At 43.1% G+C, this 16,010-nt stretch carries 18 protein-coding genes; 6 read left to right on the top strand and 12 right to left on the bottom strand.

Annotation, left to right across the window (positions count from 1 at the left end; genetic code table 11):
• Positions 1-24: 24 nt before the first annotated feature.
• The 6 genes from accB to pdxA form a co-directional block, all read right to left on the bottom strand.
• The gene (gene accB / locus FN831_RS06370) at positions 25-504 is read right to left on the bottom strand and encodes an acetyl-CoA carboxylase biotin carboxyl carrier protein (protein WP_142527378.1); all 480 of its coding nucleotides are present in this window, start codon (positions 502-504) and stop codon (positions 25-27) included.
• A 69-nt stretch (positions 505-573) separates the two neighbouring features.
• Positions 574-1,563 (bottom strand): beta-ketoacyl-ACP synthase III, encoded by a 990-nt coding sequence (locus FN831_RS06365; protein ID WP_142527377.1) that lies wholly within the window; start codon positions 1,561-1,563, stop codon positions 574-576.
• A gap of 12 nt (positions 1,564-1,575) precedes the next feature.
• Positions 1,576-2,514: a phosphate acyltransferase PlsX gene (plsX, locus tag FN831_RS06360; protein WP_142527376.1), complete on the bottom strand. Its 939-nt coding sequence runs from the start codon at positions 2,512-2,514 to the stop codon at positions 1,576-1,578.
• A gap of 100 nt (positions 2,515-2,614) precedes the next feature.
• Positions 2,615-2,806 carry a 50S ribosomal protein L32 gene (gene rpmF, locus FN831_RS06355; protein WP_142527375.1) on the bottom strand — a complete coding sequence of 64 codons (192 nt, stop codon included), beginning with the start codon at positions 2,804-2,806 and terminating at the stop codon, positions 2,615-2,617.
• 23 nt (positions 2,807-2,829) lie between these two features.
• Entirely contained in the window at positions 2,830-3,369 is a 540-nt protein-coding gene (locus FN831_RS06350) for a YceD family protein (RefSeq protein ID WP_142527374.1), read from the bottom strand.
• A 76-nt stretch (positions 3,370-3,445) separates the two neighbouring features.
• Complete coding sequence (gene pdxA, locus FN831_RS06345; RefSeq protein ID WP_142527373.1) at positions 3,446-4,525, bottom strand: 4-hydroxythreonine-4-phosphate dehydrogenase PdxA; 1,080 nt, start codon at positions 4,523-4,525, stop codon at positions 3,446-3,448.
• Positions 4,526-4,984: 459 nt separating this feature from the next.
• On the opposite strand from pdxA, the gene rsmA reads away from it, so the two are divergent.
• Positions 4,985-5,791, top strand: coding sequence for a 16S rRNA (adenine(1518)-N(6)/adenine(1519)-N(6))-dimethyltransferase RsmA (rsmA, locus tag FN831_RS06340; protein ID WP_142527372.1), 807 nt, complete (start codon positions 4,985-4,987; stop codon positions 5,789-5,791).
• Positions 5,781-6,704, top strand: coding sequence for a 2-hydroxyacid dehydrogenase (locus FN831_RS06335; protein WP_142527371.1), 924 nt, complete (start codon positions 5,781-5,783; stop codon positions 6,702-6,704). The genes rsmA and FN831_RS06335 overlap by 11 nt, the downstream gene beginning before the upstream one ends.
• 23 nt (positions 6,705-6,727) lie before the next feature.
• On the opposite strand, the gene FN831_RS06330 is transcribed toward FN831_RS06335, so the two are convergent.
• The 3 genes from FN831_RS06330 to FN831_RS06320 form a co-directional block, all read right to left on the bottom strand.
• Positions 6,728-7,153: a hypothetical protein gene (locus FN831_RS06330; protein ID WP_142527370.1), complete on the bottom strand. Its 426-nt coding sequence runs from the start codon at positions 7,151-7,153 to the stop codon at positions 6,728-6,730.
• 98 nt (positions 7,154-7,251) lie between these two features.
• Positions 7,252-7,470 (bottom strand): hypothetical protein, encoded by a 219-nt coding sequence (locus tag FN831_RS06325; RefSeq protein WP_142527369.1) that lies wholly within the window; start codon positions 7,468-7,470, stop codon positions 7,252-7,254.
• 178 nt (positions 7,471-7,648) lie between these two features.
• Positions 7,649-9,514 carry a M1 family metallopeptidase gene (locus FN831_RS06320; RefSeq protein ID WP_142527368.1) on the bottom strand — a complete coding sequence of 622 codons (1,866 nt, stop codon included), beginning with the start codon at positions 9,512-9,514 and terminating at the stop codon, positions 7,649-7,651.
• 190 nt (positions 9,515-9,704) lie between these two features.
• On the opposite strand from FN831_RS06320, the gene greA reads away from it, so the two are divergent.
• Together greA and FN831_RS06310 are read left to right on the top strand one after the other, a co-directional pair.
• On the top strand, positions 9,705-10,178 hold the full coding sequence (gene greA / locus FN831_RS06315) for a transcription elongation factor GreA (protein ID WP_142527367.1): 474 nt from the start codon (positions 9,705-9,707) through the stop codon (positions 10,176-10,178).
• Between the two features lie 10 nt (positions 10,179-10,188).
• Positions 10,189-10,581 (top strand): HIT family protein, encoded by a 393-nt coding sequence (locus FN831_RS06310; protein WP_142527366.1) that lies wholly within the window; start codon positions 10,189-10,191, stop codon positions 10,579-10,581.
• Positions 10,582-10,590: 9 nt separating this feature from the next.
• On the opposite strand, the gene FN831_RS06305 is transcribed toward FN831_RS06310, so the two are convergent.
• The 3 genes from FN831_RS06305 to rsgA are packed head-to-tail and all read right to left on the bottom strand — an operon-like array spanning position 10,591 to position 12,292.
• Entirely contained in the window at positions 10,591-10,917 is a 327-nt protein-coding gene (locus FN831_RS06305; protein WP_142527365.1) for a nucleotide pyrophosphohydrolase, read from the bottom strand.
• A 2-nt stretch (positions 10,918-10,919) separates the two neighbouring features.
• Positions 10,920-11,372 (bottom strand): D-aminoacyl-tRNA deacylase, encoded by a 453-nt coding sequence (gene dtd, locus FN831_RS06300; RefSeq protein WP_142527364.1) that lies wholly within the window; start codon positions 11,370-11,372, stop codon positions 10,920-10,922.
• The gene (rsgA, locus tag FN831_RS06295) at positions 11,372-12,292 is read right to left on the bottom strand and encodes a ribosome small subunit-dependent GTPase A (RefSeq protein WP_142527363.1); all 921 of its coding nucleotides are present in this window, start codon (positions 12,290-12,292) and stop codon (positions 11,372-11,374) included. Before rsgA ends, dtd begins: the two co-directional genes overlap by 1 nt.
• Before the next feature lie 333 nt (positions 12,293-12,625).
• On the opposite strand from rsgA, the gene thrA reads away from it, so the two are divergent.
• Entirely contained in the window at positions 12,626-15,073 is a 2,448-nt protein-coding gene (gene thrA, locus FN831_RS06290) for a bifunctional aspartate kinase/homoserine dehydrogenase I (RefSeq protein ID WP_142527707.1), read from the top strand.
• Positions 15,070-16,005, top strand: coding sequence for a homoserine kinase (locus tag FN831_RS06285; RefSeq protein WP_142527362.1), 936 nt, complete (start codon positions 15,070-15,072; stop codon positions 16,003-16,005). The genes thrA and FN831_RS06285 overlap by 4 nt, the downstream gene beginning before the upstream one ends.
• The last annotated feature ends 5 nt before the right edge of the window (positions 16,006-16,010 follow it).

The raw sequence follows: 16,010 nt of genomic DNA, 5'->3' as shown, positions 1-16,010 counted from the left end.
ATGATAATTTGCTAAAAGCAAATATTACATAGGTTCTACTAAAAATAATGGTTGGTCGTATTCTACCGGAGAAGAGTTGTCTACCAGTACTTTAACTATTCTTCCAGAAACTTCACTTTCAATTTCGTTGAATAACTTCATGGCCTCAATGATACAGATCACCTTGCCTACAGATATTTCATCACCAACATTTGCAAATGATGGTTTATCAGGGCTTGCCGACCGGTAAAATGTTCCGATCATTGGTGATTTAACTGTGATATATTTTGAAGTATCATCTGCGGCTTCTGCTACCGGAGCTGCATTTGCTGTAACAGCAGCAGGCTGTGCAGCCGGTGCTCCTGCCAGCACCTGTGGTGCAACAGCGGGTACAGTAGTATTTATAACTGTAGGGGCCTGATTGGTTTTGATGGTGATTTTGAAGTCTTTTTGTTCAATTGCAACTTCATTGACGCCCGAACGAGAAACAAATTTAATGAGTTCCTGAATTTGTTTGATATCCATTTTTTGGTATTTTGTTGAAAAGATTCCTGTCTTATAAAGACTCTAAGTTAATATTTTATTACGTATAAATTAGTACGCCCATTTAATGTAAACAGCACCCCAGGTAAAACCGCCTCCAAAAGCAGCGAGCACAATATTGTCGCCTTTTTTGAGCTTGCTTTCCCATTCCCATAAACATAGCGGGATGGTGCCGTTAGTGGTATTTCCGTAACGTTCAATATTGATCATTACCTTTTCTGATCCCACGCCCATTCTTGCGGCGGTAGCATCGATAATTCTTTTGTTGGCCTGATGAGGCACCAGCCATGCCACATCATCAGCAGTAAGTTCATTCCTGTCCATAATTTCGGCAGCAACATCGGCCATGTTGGTTACGGCAAATTTAAATACTGTTTTGCCTTCCTGGAAAACGAAATGTTCTTTGTTATCCACGGTCTCATGTGAGGCAGGTTTGACTGAGCCTCCTGCTTTCTGGTTCAGAAACTGTCTGCCGGCACCATCTGATTTCAGGATGGCATCCATGATGCCATTGCCTTCTTCGTTTGGTTCGAGCAGTACTGCACCGCAGCCATCACCAAAGATAATGCAGGTAGTCCTGTCTGTATAGTCGATGATCGACGACATTTTATCGCCTCCAACTACAAGTACTTTTTTATGTTTTCCGGATTCGATGAACTGTGAACCGGTAGTAAGTCCGTAAATAAATCCTGAACAGGCTGCCTGAAGATCAAAGCCCCATGCGTTTTTAGCACCGATTTTGTCTCCAAGGATATTTGCTGTAGCCGGGAATGGCATATCAGGGGTTGTAGTACAAAAAATGATCAGGTCGATTTCTTCAGCGCTGATACCGCGTTTTTTGAGCAGGCCATTTACAGCATGCACGGCCATATCAGAGGTTCCAAGACCTTCACCCTTTAAGATTCTTCGCTCTTTAATACCCGTTCGGGATATGATCCATTCGTCTGTTGTATCTACAAGTGATTCTAATTCTTTGTTAGACAGTACATAATCGGGAACATAACCTTGAACCGCAGTAATAGCAGCGTGAATTTTATTCATTTTTATCTTAATTTATTTAAAAGCAGCCTGTATTTTTTCTACCAGGCCAGTAGTTATCATTTCCCTGGCCTGCAGCACCATGTTCTTCACCGCTTTGGGTGTTGAGATACCGTGGCCAATAATAACAGGTGCATTTACACCAAGTACAGGACTTCCTCCATGATTTTCATAATTGAACCTGTCGAAGAATTCATCTTTAAGGCCTTTCTGGATAGTCATCACATAAAACGATTCTGCAAGTTTAAGCATAATATTTCCAGTGAAGCCATCACAGACAATAACGTCGGCTTTTTCGTTGAACAGATCACGTCCTTCAATGTTTCCGATAAAGTTAAACTGCTTGCATTCTTTCATTAGGGGGAACGTAGCCAGGCTAAGCATATTTCCTTTTTCATCTTCTTCACCAATATTGATCAGTCCGACTTTAGGGTTGTTGATATGCATTACATTTTCGGCATATAAGCTGCCAACAATACCAAACTGCACCAAAACATCTGGTTTACAGTCTGCATTAGCGCCTACGTCGAGCATCAGGCCGGTTCCGCCGTTCAGTTTAGGAACAAGGGTACAAAGGCTTGGCCTGATAATTCCGGGTACAGTTTTTACGCTGAATACCGCGCCAACCATCATCGCTCCCGAATTACCGGCACCGATAAAGGCATCAATTTCTCCTTTTTTCAACATGGAGAAACCTACAGAAATACTGGAATTTGGTTTTTGGGTAATTGCTCTGGTAGGGTGTTCGCCCATACCAATTACTTCATCGGTATGAATGTATTCAAAGTGATCGGCATTGAAGCCTTGTTCAGCAAGTATGGGCTTAATCTGCTGAGTATCGCCAATAAGCACCAAATGCTCGTTTGGCGATAAGAGTTCATGAGCTGCTATTGCTCCCAAAACGTTAGCTTTGGGAGCATAGTCTCCGCCCATTATATCGAGACCTATTTTCATAGTAAAAAATCAGTTTGTGAGTAAAGCGTTATTGCCTTTTTTTCCAAGCGCCTAAGTTAAACTTAAACACGCTGAAAACACAAACAATTTCTCAGTAAAATTAACCTATTGAGGTATTTTCAATAACCAATTTACCGTTGTAGTATAAGTTACCGTCAACGTTGTATGCATGGTGAGGAACGTGGATTGCACCAGTAGTTTGACAAGTAGCGAAAGAAGGAGCTACCGCTTTATAGTGTGTTCTTCTTTTATCTCTTCTGCTTTTAGAGATCTTGCGTTTAGGATGTGCCATTGCTGATTTATTATTTTAAATTATTATTTTAATTTTCGTAGCGCTTCCCAGCGTGGGTCGTCACTTATTGTTTTTTCTTCTTGCTGTTGAGATGGTGAAGACAGGCTTTCCAGTCTATCGATCATCTCCTGATCGCACTTCTGGCCTTCTACGCCATTCTGCTCACAGATCTTAATATAGGGTACTGATACGGTAATCAATTCATATAGAATCTCAGATATATCAATACTGCTTTCCTTTTTGTTCAGCATGATGATCTCCAGATCATCACTCTCCAAATCATCCTCAGCAAACTTAACGATCTGCCTTTCGGAAACATCCATCGGAGAATCAAATTCCGCTAAACATTTGTCGCAATCCAGTTTTATCGTTCCGGCAATGTGAATCATCAGAATCAGCATTGTCTCCTGCTTGTCCAGCTCCACATCTACTTTAAGCTCTCCTTTTTTTACTAAAGAGTACTCAAATGCGTCAAAAAAGCTGTTATCAATCTCAAAATCAAATTGATGCTTGCCAATTTTTAAGCCTGTAAACGGGATTGAACATTGTTTTAAAGGTTTCAATTGTAACAAAATTTTAGCCCGCAAATGTATGAATTAATTTGGGATATCTAAAATGTTTTACAAATATTATTAAAGGTTAATTTGCATCATCTTTAACATCGGCTGCAGTTTCAATAATTTTACCCCCGCTTCTTAACTGATTGCTTAACAGAGATTCCTGCTCGCGCCTGTGATTTACGATATGTGTTGCGGCGAAAACTGCTTCAATAAATGAAGAAGGGTCTGCCACATTTTTCCCGGCAATATCATATCCGGTACCATGGTCTGGCGAGGTACGGACGAATTTCATTCCGGCAGTATAGTTTACACCATTTCCAAAGGCGATGGTTTTGAAAGGGACCAGTCCCTGATCGTGGTACATCGCTAAAACAGCATCAAACTGTTTGTAGCTGCCTTTGCCGAAAAATCCGTCAGCCGGATAAGGGCCAAAGCAGATCACGCCTTTGTCAAACGCTTCCTGTATGGCCGGCATGATGATATCCTGTTCCTCTGTCCCCAGTAAACCATTATCGCCCGCGTGCGGGTTAAGGCCCAGGACTGCGATTTTTGGTTTCTCAATCCAAAAGTCTTTTTTAAGGCTCTCGTTGATCATGACCAGTTTTTTGACGATCTTTTCTTTGGTGATGCTCTGTGCAACTTCAGTGATCGGGATATGCCCGGTAACTACACCAACCCGGATATCCTCACTCACCAGAAACATCAGTACGTCTGACGCGCCGCTGCGTTCCTGCAGGTATTCTGTATGTCCGGGAAAATGAAAGGTGTCTGACTGTATGTTATGTTTATTGATCGGTGCGGTAACCAAAGCATCTATATTTCCGTTAACGAGATCTTCAGTAGCTTTTTCCAGTGATAACAGTGCATATTTTCCGCCGGTAGGTGTGGATACGCCGAGTTCAATTTTCACATCTTCTTCCCAGCAGTTGATCATATTTGCTTTTTTCGGATTTGCATCCGCTGCGCTGTTGATTACGTTGAAAGTGAAATCCCCCAAACCAAGGGCTTTTCTATGATAGGATGCTACTTTGGTATGTCCATAAACGATAGGGGTACAATAATCGAGAATGCTCTGATTGGCCAGGGTTTTAAGAATAACTTCCAAACCAATGCCATTGACGTCGCCTATACTGATACCTATTTTGATTTTATTGCTCATGCTCAAATAAAAATTTAGCGCAAAATACAGAAAAATCATCAGGATATTGTTATTTCATGGGTCATATGTCCTGTTGCTTGTCCAGGATCATCCACCGCTGCTGTTAAAAGATACCTATGTCCGCATGAATTTTCTATGTGACTTTTCGGGGTAGTGCTGCGGAAGCATTGGGCTGAATTCTGCTTCAGAAGGCTTTGCAAGCCCGATTACTGCGCTGCGACTGCGCTATATATCGAAAAATAGCGCAGTCGCAGCGCATTTATATGCCTTTCATAGCGCAGCAATATGAAACTTCCCTGCTTCCTGCATACTCAGGTAAAGCTGATACGGTAATTTGTTTTCATTTGGTAAGCTTACTGCTGTTTGCGGTTATTGTTAAGCAATTAGTCGTAAAACTTTAGTTATTTTGCAGCAATGATCACGGCGGTTGCCGTTTTCAGTAGATAAGAAGGATAGCATATGAGTTTGGTAAGGGCGAAAAAACATTTAGGACAACACTTTTTGACCGACAGGAAGATTGCGGAAAAGATTGTGAACGGCCTTATTCATACCGATCAGTACCGTCAGGTGCTGGAAGTGGGCCCGGGAATGGGAATCCTGTCTGATATCCTGTTGGAAAGGGAAAACCTGGAGACTTTCATGATTGATATAGATACAGAATCTTATCATTTCCTGAATGAAAAGTATCCGCAGATGGGCAGCAGGCTGATTAACGGCGATTTCCTGAAGATGGATCTTACGGCGGTTTTCCCCGGCAAGTTTGCCATTATCGGAAACTTCCCCTATAATATATCGTCACAGATTTTATTTAAAGTACTTGAACACCGCGACAATGTCGTGGAGATGGTGGGTATGTTCCAGAAAGAAGTGGCAGAACGCTGCGCTTCGAAATCGGGAACAAAGGAGTATGGTATATTAAGTGTCCTGATCCAGGCTTATTATGATATAGAGTATTTGTTCACCGTAAAACCGGGAACTTTTAATCCGCCGCCTAAAGTAAATTCGGGCGTGATCAGGTTAAGCAGGAATAAGGTTGAAACGCTGCCATGCGATGAGAAATTATTCTGGACGGTAGTAAAAGCGGGATTTAACCAGCGCAGAAAAACACTGCGCAATGCTTTGTCCGGCGTATTGCCGAAAGCGAAAATGGACGACCATATATTTTTTGAAAAACGCGCTGAACAACTCAGTGTGCAGGATTTTATTACCCTCACGCAGCATGTAGCTGAACGCGCAAAAATAACTATAACAACAGATGAAGGGTAAAATTTTAATTGTTGACGACCTGCATCCTGCATTTAAGGAACGGGCCGAACAACTCGGGTATGAAGTTGATGACCTTCCCAAAATTACAAGAGCAGAAACACTGGCGGCAATTGCCGGATATGATGGTATTGCCGTACGCACCAAGTTCAGGATTGATAAAGAACTGATGGATGCCGCTCCGGGGCTTCAATTTGTTGCAAGGGCGGGAGCAGGACTTGATAATATAGATGAAGATTATGCCAATGAAAAAGGTATCCTGCTGATCAATGCCCCTGAAGGAAACAGGGATGCTTTAGGTGAGCATGCGGTTGCACTATTACTATCGCTGATCAATAATCTCCGCAGGGCAGATACAGAGATCAGGAACGGTACCTGGGACCGTGAGGGAAACCGTGGCTGGGAGCTGAAGGGAAAAACGGTAGGTATCATTGGCTACGGTTTTATGGGCAGCAGCTTTGCGCAGAAACTTTCGGGATTCGGTGTAAGGGTAATTGCCTATGATAAATACAAAACTGGTTTTTCTGATGCTTATGTACAGGAATGCAGTATGGAAGAGATCGTAAAACATAGTGATGTTCTGAGTTTACATATTCCATTAACCGCAGAAACCAGGCAGATGGTGGATGAGGAGTATTTGTACCATTTTAAAAAGAAGATATTTTTTATTAATACTGCGAGGGGCGAAATCGTGAACACCAAAGCGGTTCTGGGCGCATTGTCATCAGGCAGGATCATGGGCGCAGGACTTGATGTCCTGGAAGCGGAGAAATTCCCTAACCTTGCTGAACAAAGTTGGTATGAAGAGCTGAAAACTTCTGCAAAAGTAATCCTTACACCACATATCGGCGGCTGGACTTTCGATTCTTACCGAAAGATTTCTGAGGTGCTTGCTGATAAACTGGAGCGATTGTAAAAGAACCATGTCAATGAGAAATATTATGCAGAATATTTCTCATTGATGCTTTCAAGAATCGCTGGTGTCAAAGTTTCATCCGCATATAACCTGATCAACTGGCTTGTATCTGTAAATGTATCAAAGCTTAATTGCAGTGCAATTACCAATTCTTCGAAGCGGCTGTCAGCGATAGTGGTTTCGTTTATCCATGAAGAAAGGGCCGGCTGCCCATCATCAAACTCTGTCTGGATAATTCTTATCCCCCTGCTACCATCAAGTACTGAAGTAAAAATAGGATTTCCATCAAGAATTTCTTTCCCGTTTCCATATTGATTGTTGACGTATGCTGTAGCGGGCAAACCAGTCAGATCAGTGAATGTATGTTTCCAAAAATCTTTTAAATCAGAGTAGTTTTGCGGATCCTCCACAAAACTACCAATAGCTAATACTTCCATCAGATTTTTCATTTTTATTCTTTTATAAATGCTATTCCTAAATGAACCTCCAAATCCAATCTTTCGCTGAAATTTTTAGGAAAGGACTTGATGAGCGGTTTTCCCATATTTTAGATATTAACGCCTCCATTTTCCCTGGCTGCTATAATAAATCGCCTGCATCTGGCAAAGCCCTTTGATCTTATCCTGGCATCGTTAATACTTAAACGCCCATTTAAATTATTCAATAATTCCATTCCTGTGATAGCCAGCAGCGGCGATTCCTGCGCCCAGCTGTTGGAATCCTCCAGGTTTTTACCCTGTACCTGAAAACGTCCTCTATGATTCATATTCGTTTTTGTTTTAAGTAAAATTATACCGGTAAAATTAATACTTAAATATCTTAAATAAAAACAATAATTAAAAATTATGAAAATAATACATTGATTTGTGAATATAACGTATTTTCTATACGAAAAAAGCCATCTCAAAATGAATAAGATGGCTTTTTAAAAAAAAAATTGGATCCTATTTTTTCCAGTCGTTATTTGCCGGGGTAGCATCCATATAAATACCTCCGTCAATCATGATTGCAGCTACTGCTTTTTGTGCACTGAACTGGACTGACACAGCTTTCTGATTGGCTTTCCAGACTGCCGGCGTCTGATGGATCAGCTGTTTAGTTCCGTCGGTATAAGTTACCTTTACATCAAAAGGTATCGCAAAACCGCCAATGTTGTTCAGCGCAACTGAATATTCATCACCCTTAATAGATACTTTATCAATGGCAAGATCAATATAATTATTGCTAAAGAACCAGTTGTTCCAGTACCAGTTAAGGTCCTGACCGGATGCATCGTTAATCGAGTTAAAGAAATCCCATGGGATAGGGTGTTTTCCGTTCCAGCGGTCCATGTACACACGCAGGTATTTTTTGAAAGCCTCGTCACCAAACATATCTTTTAAGCCAAGGTAAGCCAGCGAGGGTTTTACATAGGCATTATTACCGGTAGCCAGTGTGGTAGGTGTTATTACCGGAAGTTCTTCCTCCGTGTTTTTGCTGGCAATCCACCTTTTTACCCTGAACTGTTTATAGTTCTCTGCAGCCTTTTCTTTTCCCAGCTGGTCACATGCGATCAGGTACTCCAGTGTAGTCGCCCAGCCTTCGTCCATATAGGCATAACGCGTTTCGTTGATCCCCATATAAAAAGGAAAATAAGTATGTGCGATCTCGTGGTTCATCACAAACTGGCTGAATTCCATATCAGGAGTGGTAGAATCATTGACCATCATCGGGTACTCCATATCAGCAAAACCCTGTACTACCGTCATTTTTGAGAAAGGATAGGGTACGCCCGGCCAGTTCAGCGAGAACCAGTTCAGTGCAAGCTTAGACCACTCCACACCATGTGTAAAATCTGTAGCCTTTGAGTCGTAAGCCGATTGTACACTTGATCTTCTTTTTGTTTTAGGATCAACGATCACGCTTCCTGCATCCCATATATAATGGTTGCTCAGCGCAAAAGTAACGTCGGTGATATGATCGGCTGTGAATTTCCAGGTATTCCAGGCATTTTGTTTGGTTACTTCGCCGTTGGCCATTTCGCTGGCGTTTGCCATAGAAATCACCTCATCACTGGTCAGCGATTTCTTTAAGCGCTGCGCAATTTTTGGCTGCAGCACTTCATCTGGATTTTTAAGGTCGCCGGTCGCCCAAACCACATAGTTTTTTGGCGCCGTTACGCTAAACTGATAGTCATTGAAATCGTTATAAAATTCTGCCCTGTCTGTATGGGGGATCATATCCCATCCATTGTAGTCATCATATACCGAGATCCTTGGAAAGGAATAGGCAACAAAATATGTTGTGCTGTCCAGTTGTCCTTCCCTGCCACTTTCCTTAGAAAGCGGGTAGCTCCAGCCGATTTTAACTCTTGCAGTTTCGCCGGGCTGGATTGCCTTTTTTAGTTTAACCAGTCCGATTGTTCCCCAGTCTTTGGCATCTATTGCGTAGGAATCAGCACCGATCACAAATGAACTGATACTGAGTCCGCTGGTAAGGAAGTCCGCGCCGGCATATCCCGAGCGGGGAGCTTCTGGTTTATGGATATTATTTACAAACCTGACAGCGATCTGGCGCAGTGTATCAGGACTGTTATTGGTATATTCTATTGTCTCTGTTCCTTTTACAAGTTTGTCAACCGGGGTTACCGTAAGGGCCATATTATATTTACCCTTATTCTGCCAGTAGCGTTTTCCGGGTTTTCCATCAGCCGAACGCGTACCTTTCTCGAAGGCAGCTTTGATATTTCTCGGCATGTACAGTTGTTGTGCCTGAGCGGTCATGGTAAATAACATACCTATGACAGCCAGTCTAAAAATTTTGGGGTGCATAAAGATTAATCAATTAGTTGCACCAAAAGTAAAGGTTTTAAGTTCTTTCTAAACAATTCAAATCAAAAGATTTGCTTTTATAAGAATTGCCTGTTATCTTCGTTTTAATTGAAGCAAGACTATGTGGGCTTAAACTGCCGATGTAGTCTTGTTTGTATTTTAAAGGAAGTTATAAATAATAAATTAAGCTATGACAGAGGTAACATACTACACTCAGGAAGGATTGGATAAGCTAAAGGAAGAAGTACATTACTTGACGACAACAGGGAGACAACTGATCTCTAAGGCTATAGCTGAAGCAAGAGATAAAGGTGATCTTTCAGAGAATGCAGAATATGATGCTGCCAAAGAAGCACAGGGGCTGCATGAGGCGAAAATATCAAAATTGAAGGCTACTTTAGCTTCGGCGAGACTGATTGATGAATCAAAACTGGACACATCAAAAGTGCTCGCGTTATCTATCGTTAAAATCAAAAACGTTAAAAACGGGGCTACCATGACCTATCAGCTGGTTGCTGAAACAGAGGCGGATATGAAAATAGGCAAAATATCTGTAAAATCACCGATTGCCCAGGGATTACTAGGTAAATCTGTTGGCGACAAGGCCGAGATTGAAGTTCCTGCGGGAAAGATAGAGTTCGAAATATTAGAAATAAGCAGATAAACAACAGGATATGGCAAGTATATTTTCAAAAATCATAGACGGGGAAATTCCCGCACATGTAGTTGCAGAAACCACAGAATTCCTGGCCTTTCTGGATATTAATCCGCTGACGATGGGCCACGTGCTGGTGATCCCGAAGAAAGAAGTTGATTATATATTTGATATGGATGACGAAAGTTATTTCGGGCTCACGCTGTTTGCCAAGATTGTATCGGCAGGAGTCAAGAAAGCATTTCCGTGTATTAAAGTTGGAATGGCTGTAATAGGCCTTGAAGTTCCTCATGCGCATATCCATCTGATTCCGCTGAATACAATGGACGACATCAATTTTAGCCGGCCAAAGTTGCATCCTACAGAGGAAGAGCTTGCAGAAGCGGCACTAAAGATCAAAGCACAGTTATAATTAACTGTGCTACTTTAATTTTTCATTATTCCTGTGCCTGTCGGCATCTCTGATACTTTTCTTTACAAGATTTTTTTCCAATGCTTCGGTCAGGTTGATTCCTGTCTGGTTGGCCAGGCAGATCAGTACGAACATTACATCTGCCATCTCATCTCCTAGGTCTACCTGCTCATCACTTTTTTTGAAAGACTGTTCGCCGTAGCGGCGTGACATGATGCGGGCTACTTCGCCTACTTCTTCCATTAAGATTGCGGTATTGGTTAACTCATTAAAATAGCGGATGCCGGTGGTGTTGATCCAGCGGTCTACCGTTTCCTGTGCTTCCTGTATCGTCATTACTATTCCTTGTTTTTTGTGTCTATGATGATGGTTACGGGGCCATCGTTGAGCAAGCTGATTTTCATATCTGCTCCAAATATCCCGGTTTGTACCGGTTTGCCAAGCAGCATATCCAGCTGACTGATCATTGCTTCGTATAATGGTATAGCCTTTTCAGGCCGCGCTGCCCTGGTAAAACCGGGCCTGTTTCCCTTTTTAGTAGCAGCGTAGAGTGTGAACTGACTGATCAGTAGGATGTTTCCGTCAATATCTGGCAGGGATTTGTTCATCAGCCCCTGTTCATCAGCAAAGATCCTGAGGTTAACGATCTTGGCTGCCAGCCATTCCAGATCTTCCTGCTCGTCGCTGTCTTCAATGCCAAGCAGTACCATCAGGCCGGCTGAGATCTGGCCTGTAATCTGGTCTTCTACTGTGCAGCTGGCCTGTGTTACTCTCTGGATGACAGCTCTCATTATGCCCTTGTTTCATTACCGTGAAAGATACTGAGGTAACTTTCATACCGGCTCAGTTCAATTTCATCATTTTCTATGGCCTTTAAAACCGCGCATCCCGGTTCGTTGATATGTCTGCAATTGTGAAATTTACAGAGGTGCATCAGGTCCCGCATTTCGCGGAAATAATGGCCCAGTTCTTCCGGTTTGATATCGTAGATTCCCAGTTCCCTGATGCCCGGCGTGTCAATCAGGTAACCGCCAAAGGGAAGGGTGTGCATTTCGGCGAAGGTAGTAGTATGCTGTCCTTTGTCGCTCGATTCAGAAATTTCTCCGGTTTTGATACTTCTGCCGGGTAAAAGCGCATTGATCAGGCTGGATTTGCCCACTCCGGAATGGCCGGAGAATAAAGTTGTCTGATCTTTCAGGAGCCCTTCTATTACAGGAACATTTGTACCTTCCAGTGCCGACACCGTATAGCAGGGATAGTTCAGCTTTTCATAGATGCTTTTGTACTCTGCCAGGACTTCGAGTCCCTCGTCACTGAACAGGTCGAGCTTGTTAAAGATCAGCGTGGCCGGGATGCGGTAGGCCTCGGCTGTAACCAGGAAACGGTCTATAAATCCCAGCGATGTACGCGGGGAAACCAGCGTCACCACCAGAAAAGCCTGATCCAGGTTGGCCGCAATAATCTGTGCCTGCTTGGACAGGTTGATAGATTTCCTGATAATATAGTTTTTGCGTTCATGAAGTTTAAAAATGACCCCATTATCTGAATTGGGTTCCATTTCAAATTCTACCTGATCGCCCACGGCAACAGGGTTAGTGGTCTGGATACCTTTGATCCTGAATTTTCCTTTAATCCTGCAGTCGTAGTCCTGGCCATCCTCGCCATGCACCTGATACCAGCTTCCTGTTGATTTTATTACTAATCCTTGCATATTTACAGGGTAAAGGTAAGGAAAAAAGTAGAGGCTGTTTTTGTGAATATGTCTTTTCAGTACCAGTGTTGCTTAAAGGATTTAGCGGCGTAACATTATTTTTTTTTGAATTCCTTGTTATTTAGAAAAATATAACTTTACTTTATGGCGCAGCAATAACTAAATAGTATTTGCTGTTAAAATATGAAATCAAATATTACAATTACATCCATTATTATTACCACCACCGGCGAGCCCGGAGGCAGGTGAGCTAATGGTATAAAGAAAACATAAATAACCATAGAAAGCGCCTTCCTCTAAACGGAAGGCGCTTTTTTTTTAAATTTAAATATGATGAATATTCTAAAATTCGGAGGTACTTCAGTAGGTTCAGCAGAGGGCATCCGTACCCTGATCAGTATACTGAAGAAGGGAGATCAGGAAGATTATCCTGTAGTTGTGCTCTCGGCGATGAGCGGCGTGACCAATCTGCTGCAGCTGATGGCGGAGAAAGCACTTTTAGCAGAGGAATATACCAGCGAACTGAAACAAATTGAGGAAAAACACTTCCAGGTAGTTCGTGAGCTTTTGCCTGCATCAGCACAAAACCCGGTGTTTACGAGGTTGAAAATATACTTTAATGAGCTGGAGGATATCCTGCAGTCGGTATATACGCTCCAGGAACTGAGCGCACAAACAAGAGATTCGATCCTGAGTTTTGGAGAGCGCTGCTCTACCTTTATGATCAGCCATATTGCTAAACAGGATTTTCCTGCGGCCCTGGCTGTTGATGGCTCTGAACTAATTAAAACAGACAATAATTACGGACAGGCAAAAGTAAATACACCATTGACAGAAATGCTGATCCAGGATTTCTACGCAGCCAACCCGGGCAAACTGTTATTTGTAACCGGCTATATCGCGAGCAACAGCGAAGGCAGGATCACTACACTTGGGCGTGGTGGCAGTGATTTTACTGCAGCAATCTGGGGCTCTGCCTTAAATGTAAAACAGATAGAGATCTGGACGGATGTAGACGGGATGCTGACTGCCGATCCAAGGATCGTTGAAAAGGCATTCTCGCTGTCTGAACTCAGCTATACAGAGGCGATGGAACTCTCCTACTTTGGTGCCAAGGTGATCTATCCGCCAACGATGATCCCTGCATTTTTAAAGAAAATCCCTATTGTGATCAAAAACACCTTCAATACAGGATTTGAAGGTACATATATCCGCCATGGGGCAGATTCTTCGGATCTGCCGATCAAAGGAATTTCATCAATTGATGAAATCAGTATCCTGAACCTTTCTGGCAGCGGAATGGTGGGAAAAGCTGGTTTTAGCGGCCGCCTGTTCTCGCTGTTGTCAAGGGAGCAGATCAATGTAGTGCTGATCACCCAGTCTTCATCGGAGCACAGCATTACCTTTGCTGTGAAGCCAGACGATGCGCTGAAAGCACTGGCGATCATCAGCAAGGAGTTTGAACTGGAACTGCATGCCAAGAAACTGGAATACCCGCAGGTAGAAAACGGATTGTCTGTACTGGCAATCGTAGGGGAGAACATGAAACATACTCCGGGTATGTCTGGCAAGTTATTTCATGCACTGGGCAGAAATGGTGTGAATGTGAGAGCAATTGCACAGGGTTCTTCAGAATATAATATTTCGGTGATCCTGTCGAAAAACGATTTGTCAAAAGCAGTAAATGCTGTACACGATGCGTTTTTTGCAGACCTGAAAAAAACACTGCATATCTTTTGCCTGGGAACAGGAAATATCGGTAAAACTTTGTTCCGCCAGCTTCTGAACCAGAGCCCCTTACTGGCTAAAAATAACGATCTGGAAGTGAAAGTAATGGGTATCAGCAACTCGCGCCAGATGAGCATGAGCAGTGCCGGATTTGATCTTTCTAACTGGGAAGAAGAGATGCTGGTAAATGCTGAGCCCGCAGACCTGAAAGAATTTGTAAAACAGATGAAGGCGATGAACCTGCCGAACTGTGTGTTTGTGGATAACACGGCCAGCCCTAATCCGGTAGATTATTACCAGGAGATCCTGGAATCCAGCATTTCGGTAGTTACCTGTAATAAAATAGGCAACTCTGGTGAGTATAGCCAGTACAGTGCATACAAAGCGGCAGCGCGTACTTACGGTGTTGATTTTCATTATGAAACCAACGTGGGGGCCGGACTGCCGATTATCCGTACGCTGAAGGACCTGATGATGAGCGGCGATAACATCGCGAGCATTGAAGCGATATTGTCTGGCACAATATCTTATATCTTCAATAATTTTAAAGATGAGGTAAAATTCCACGAGATCGTGAAATCGGCTCAGGAAATGGGATATACCGAACCTGATCCGCGTGACGATTTGAATGGAAAGGATTTTATGCGCAAGATGCTGATCCTGGCGAGAGATGCAGGATATCCCTTAGAGGAGTCTGATATACAAATAGAAAGCATGCTGCCTCCGGCCTGTATGGCGGCTGCAACCGTGGCTGATTTTTACCAGGAGCTGGAGAACAATACTGCATACTTTGAAAACCTGAAAAATACGGCCGCGGCCAATGGTAAAGTGCTGAGATATATCGGCAAGCTGGAGGCCGGCAAAGTGGCGATCACCTTGCAGATGGTAGATGATTCCCATCCTTTTTATATGTTATCCGGCAGTGATAATATTATTTCCTTTATCACGGACCGTTACAAAGACCGTCCGTTAGTAGTTAAAGGACCAGGTGCCGGTGCAGAAGTAACTGCAGCAGGTGTATTCGCAGATATAATAAATGTAGGTAAAAGATGAGATCGTCAGTAAAAGTTTTTGCGCCAGCTACAGTTGCCAACGTAGTTTGCGGGTTTGATGTGTTAGGGTTTGCGGTGAATGAGCCGGGTGATGAAGTGATCATGCGTGTAACAGATACTCCGGGCGTAGTGATCTCAAAAATCACCGGTGATGAAGGCCGCCTGCCGCTGAATCCGGCAAAAAATACAGTGAGTGCAAGTGTGCAGGATTACCTGAAGCACATTGGGCGTACGGATATGGGAATAGATATAGAACTGCATAAAAAGATGCCGATTGGCAGCGGGCTGGGCTCCAGTTCTGCAAGTACGGTAGCGGGGCTTTTTGCAATTAATACATTGTTTGATAACCAGCTTAGCGCAAAAGAACTTGTTCCCTTTGCAATGAAAGGCGAGGAGCTGGCCTGCGGATACGGGCATGCGGATAATGTGGCGCCGGCATTACTGGGAGGTTTTGTCCTGATCAGAAGCTATGAGCCATTGGATGTGATCAGCCTGCCTTTCCCTGAGGAGATGTATGCTGCGATTGTTTATCCTGAAGTAGATGTGCCTACAAAAGATGCACGGCAGATGATACGCTCCAAGGTTTTTCTGAAAGATGCAGTGAAACAATGGGGCAATGTAGCAGGTCTTGTAACAGGTCTGTTTACGAAAGATTACGATCTGATTGGCCGTAGTATGGTTGACGGACTGGTAGAGCCTACGCGTTCTATCCTGATCCCTGATTTTTACAAGATGAGAAGCATCGCTATGGAAATGGGTGCCATCAGTTTTGGAATCTCAGGTTCGGGGCCCTCTGTTTTTGCCTTAACGAAAGACGAAGCTACCGGGCACGCGATCACACAGGCATTGCAGAAACAATTGAAATCTATTCAGATCAACAGTCTGTCATTTGTATCATCGGTAAACAAAAAAGGCCCGGTTATACTGGATTAACAAAT

This window comes from Pedobacter westerhofensis (assembly GCF_900182595.1).
GTDB lineage: Bacteria > Bacteroidota > Bacteroidia > Sphingobacteriales > Sphingobacteriaceae > Pedobacter > Pedobacter westerhofensis.
This window is presented reverse-complemented; position numbering and strand designations above follow the sequence as displayed.

Bases quoted from the DNA above. Each gene is read 5' to 3' on its own strand.
- FN831_RS06335 (WP_142527371.1), top strand. From the start codon at position 5,781: ATGAAGGGTAAAATTTTAATTGTTGACGACCTGCATCCTGCATTTAAG.
- FN831_RS06365 (WP_142527377.1), bottom strand. From the start codon at position 1,563: ATGAATAAAATTCACGCTGCTATTACTGCGGTTCAAGGTTATGTTCCC.
- rsgA (WP_142527363.1), bottom strand. From the start codon at position 12,292: ATGCAAGGATTAGTAATAAAATCAACAGGAAGCTGGTATCAGGTGCAT.
- rpmF (WP_142527375.1), bottom strand. From the start codon at position 2,806: ATGGCACATCCTAAACGCAAGATCTCTAAAAGCAGAAGAGATAAAAGA.
- FN831_RS06310 (WP_142527366.1), top strand. From the start codon at position 10,189: ATGGCAAGTATATTTTCAAAAATCATAGACGGGGAAATTCCCGCACAT.
- FN831_RS06330 (WP_142527370.1), bottom strand. From the start codon at position 7,153: ATGAAAAATCTGATGGAAGTATTAGCTATTGGTAGTTTTGTGGAGGAT.
- dtd (WP_142527364.1), bottom strand. From the start codon at position 11,372: ATGAGAGCTGTCATCCAGAGAGTAACACAGGCCAGCTGCACAGTAGAA.
- rsmA (WP_142527372.1), top strand. From the start codon at position 4,985: ATGAGTTTGGTAAGGGCGAAAAAACATTTAGGACAACACTTTTTGACC.
- FN831_RS06285 (WP_142527362.1), top strand. From the start codon at position 15,070: ATGAGATCGTCAGTAAAAGTTTTTGCGCCAGCTACAGTTGCCAACGTA.
- pdxA (WP_142527373.1), bottom strand. From the start codon at position 4,525: ATGAGCAATAAAATCAAAATAGGTATCAGTATAGGCGACGTCAATGGC.
- greA (WP_142527367.1), top strand. From the start codon at position 9,705: ATGACAGAGGTAACATACTACACTCAGGAAGGATTGGATAAGCTAAAG.
- accB (WP_142527378.1), bottom strand. From the start codon at position 504: ATGGATATCAAACAAATTCAGGAACTCATTAAATTTGTTTCTCGTTCG.
- FN831_RS06325 (WP_142527369.1), bottom strand. From the start codon at position 7,470: ATGAATCATAGAGGACGTTTTCAGGTACAGGGTAAAAACCTGGAGGAT.
- thrA (WP_142527707.1), top strand. From the start codon at position 12,626: ATGAATATTCTAAAATTCGGAGGTACTTCAGTAGGTTCAGCAGAGGGC.
- FN831_RS06305 (WP_142527365.1), bottom strand. From the start codon at position 10,917: ATGACGATACAGGAAGCACAGGAAACGGTAGACCGCTGGATCAACACC.
- FN831_RS06320 (WP_142527368.1), bottom strand. From the start codon at position 9,514: ATGCACCCCAAAATTTTTAGACTGGCTGTCATAGGTATGTTATTTACC.
- plsX (WP_142527376.1), bottom strand. From the start codon at position 2,514: ATGAAAATAGGTCTCGATATAATGGGCGGAGACTATGCTCCCAAAGCT.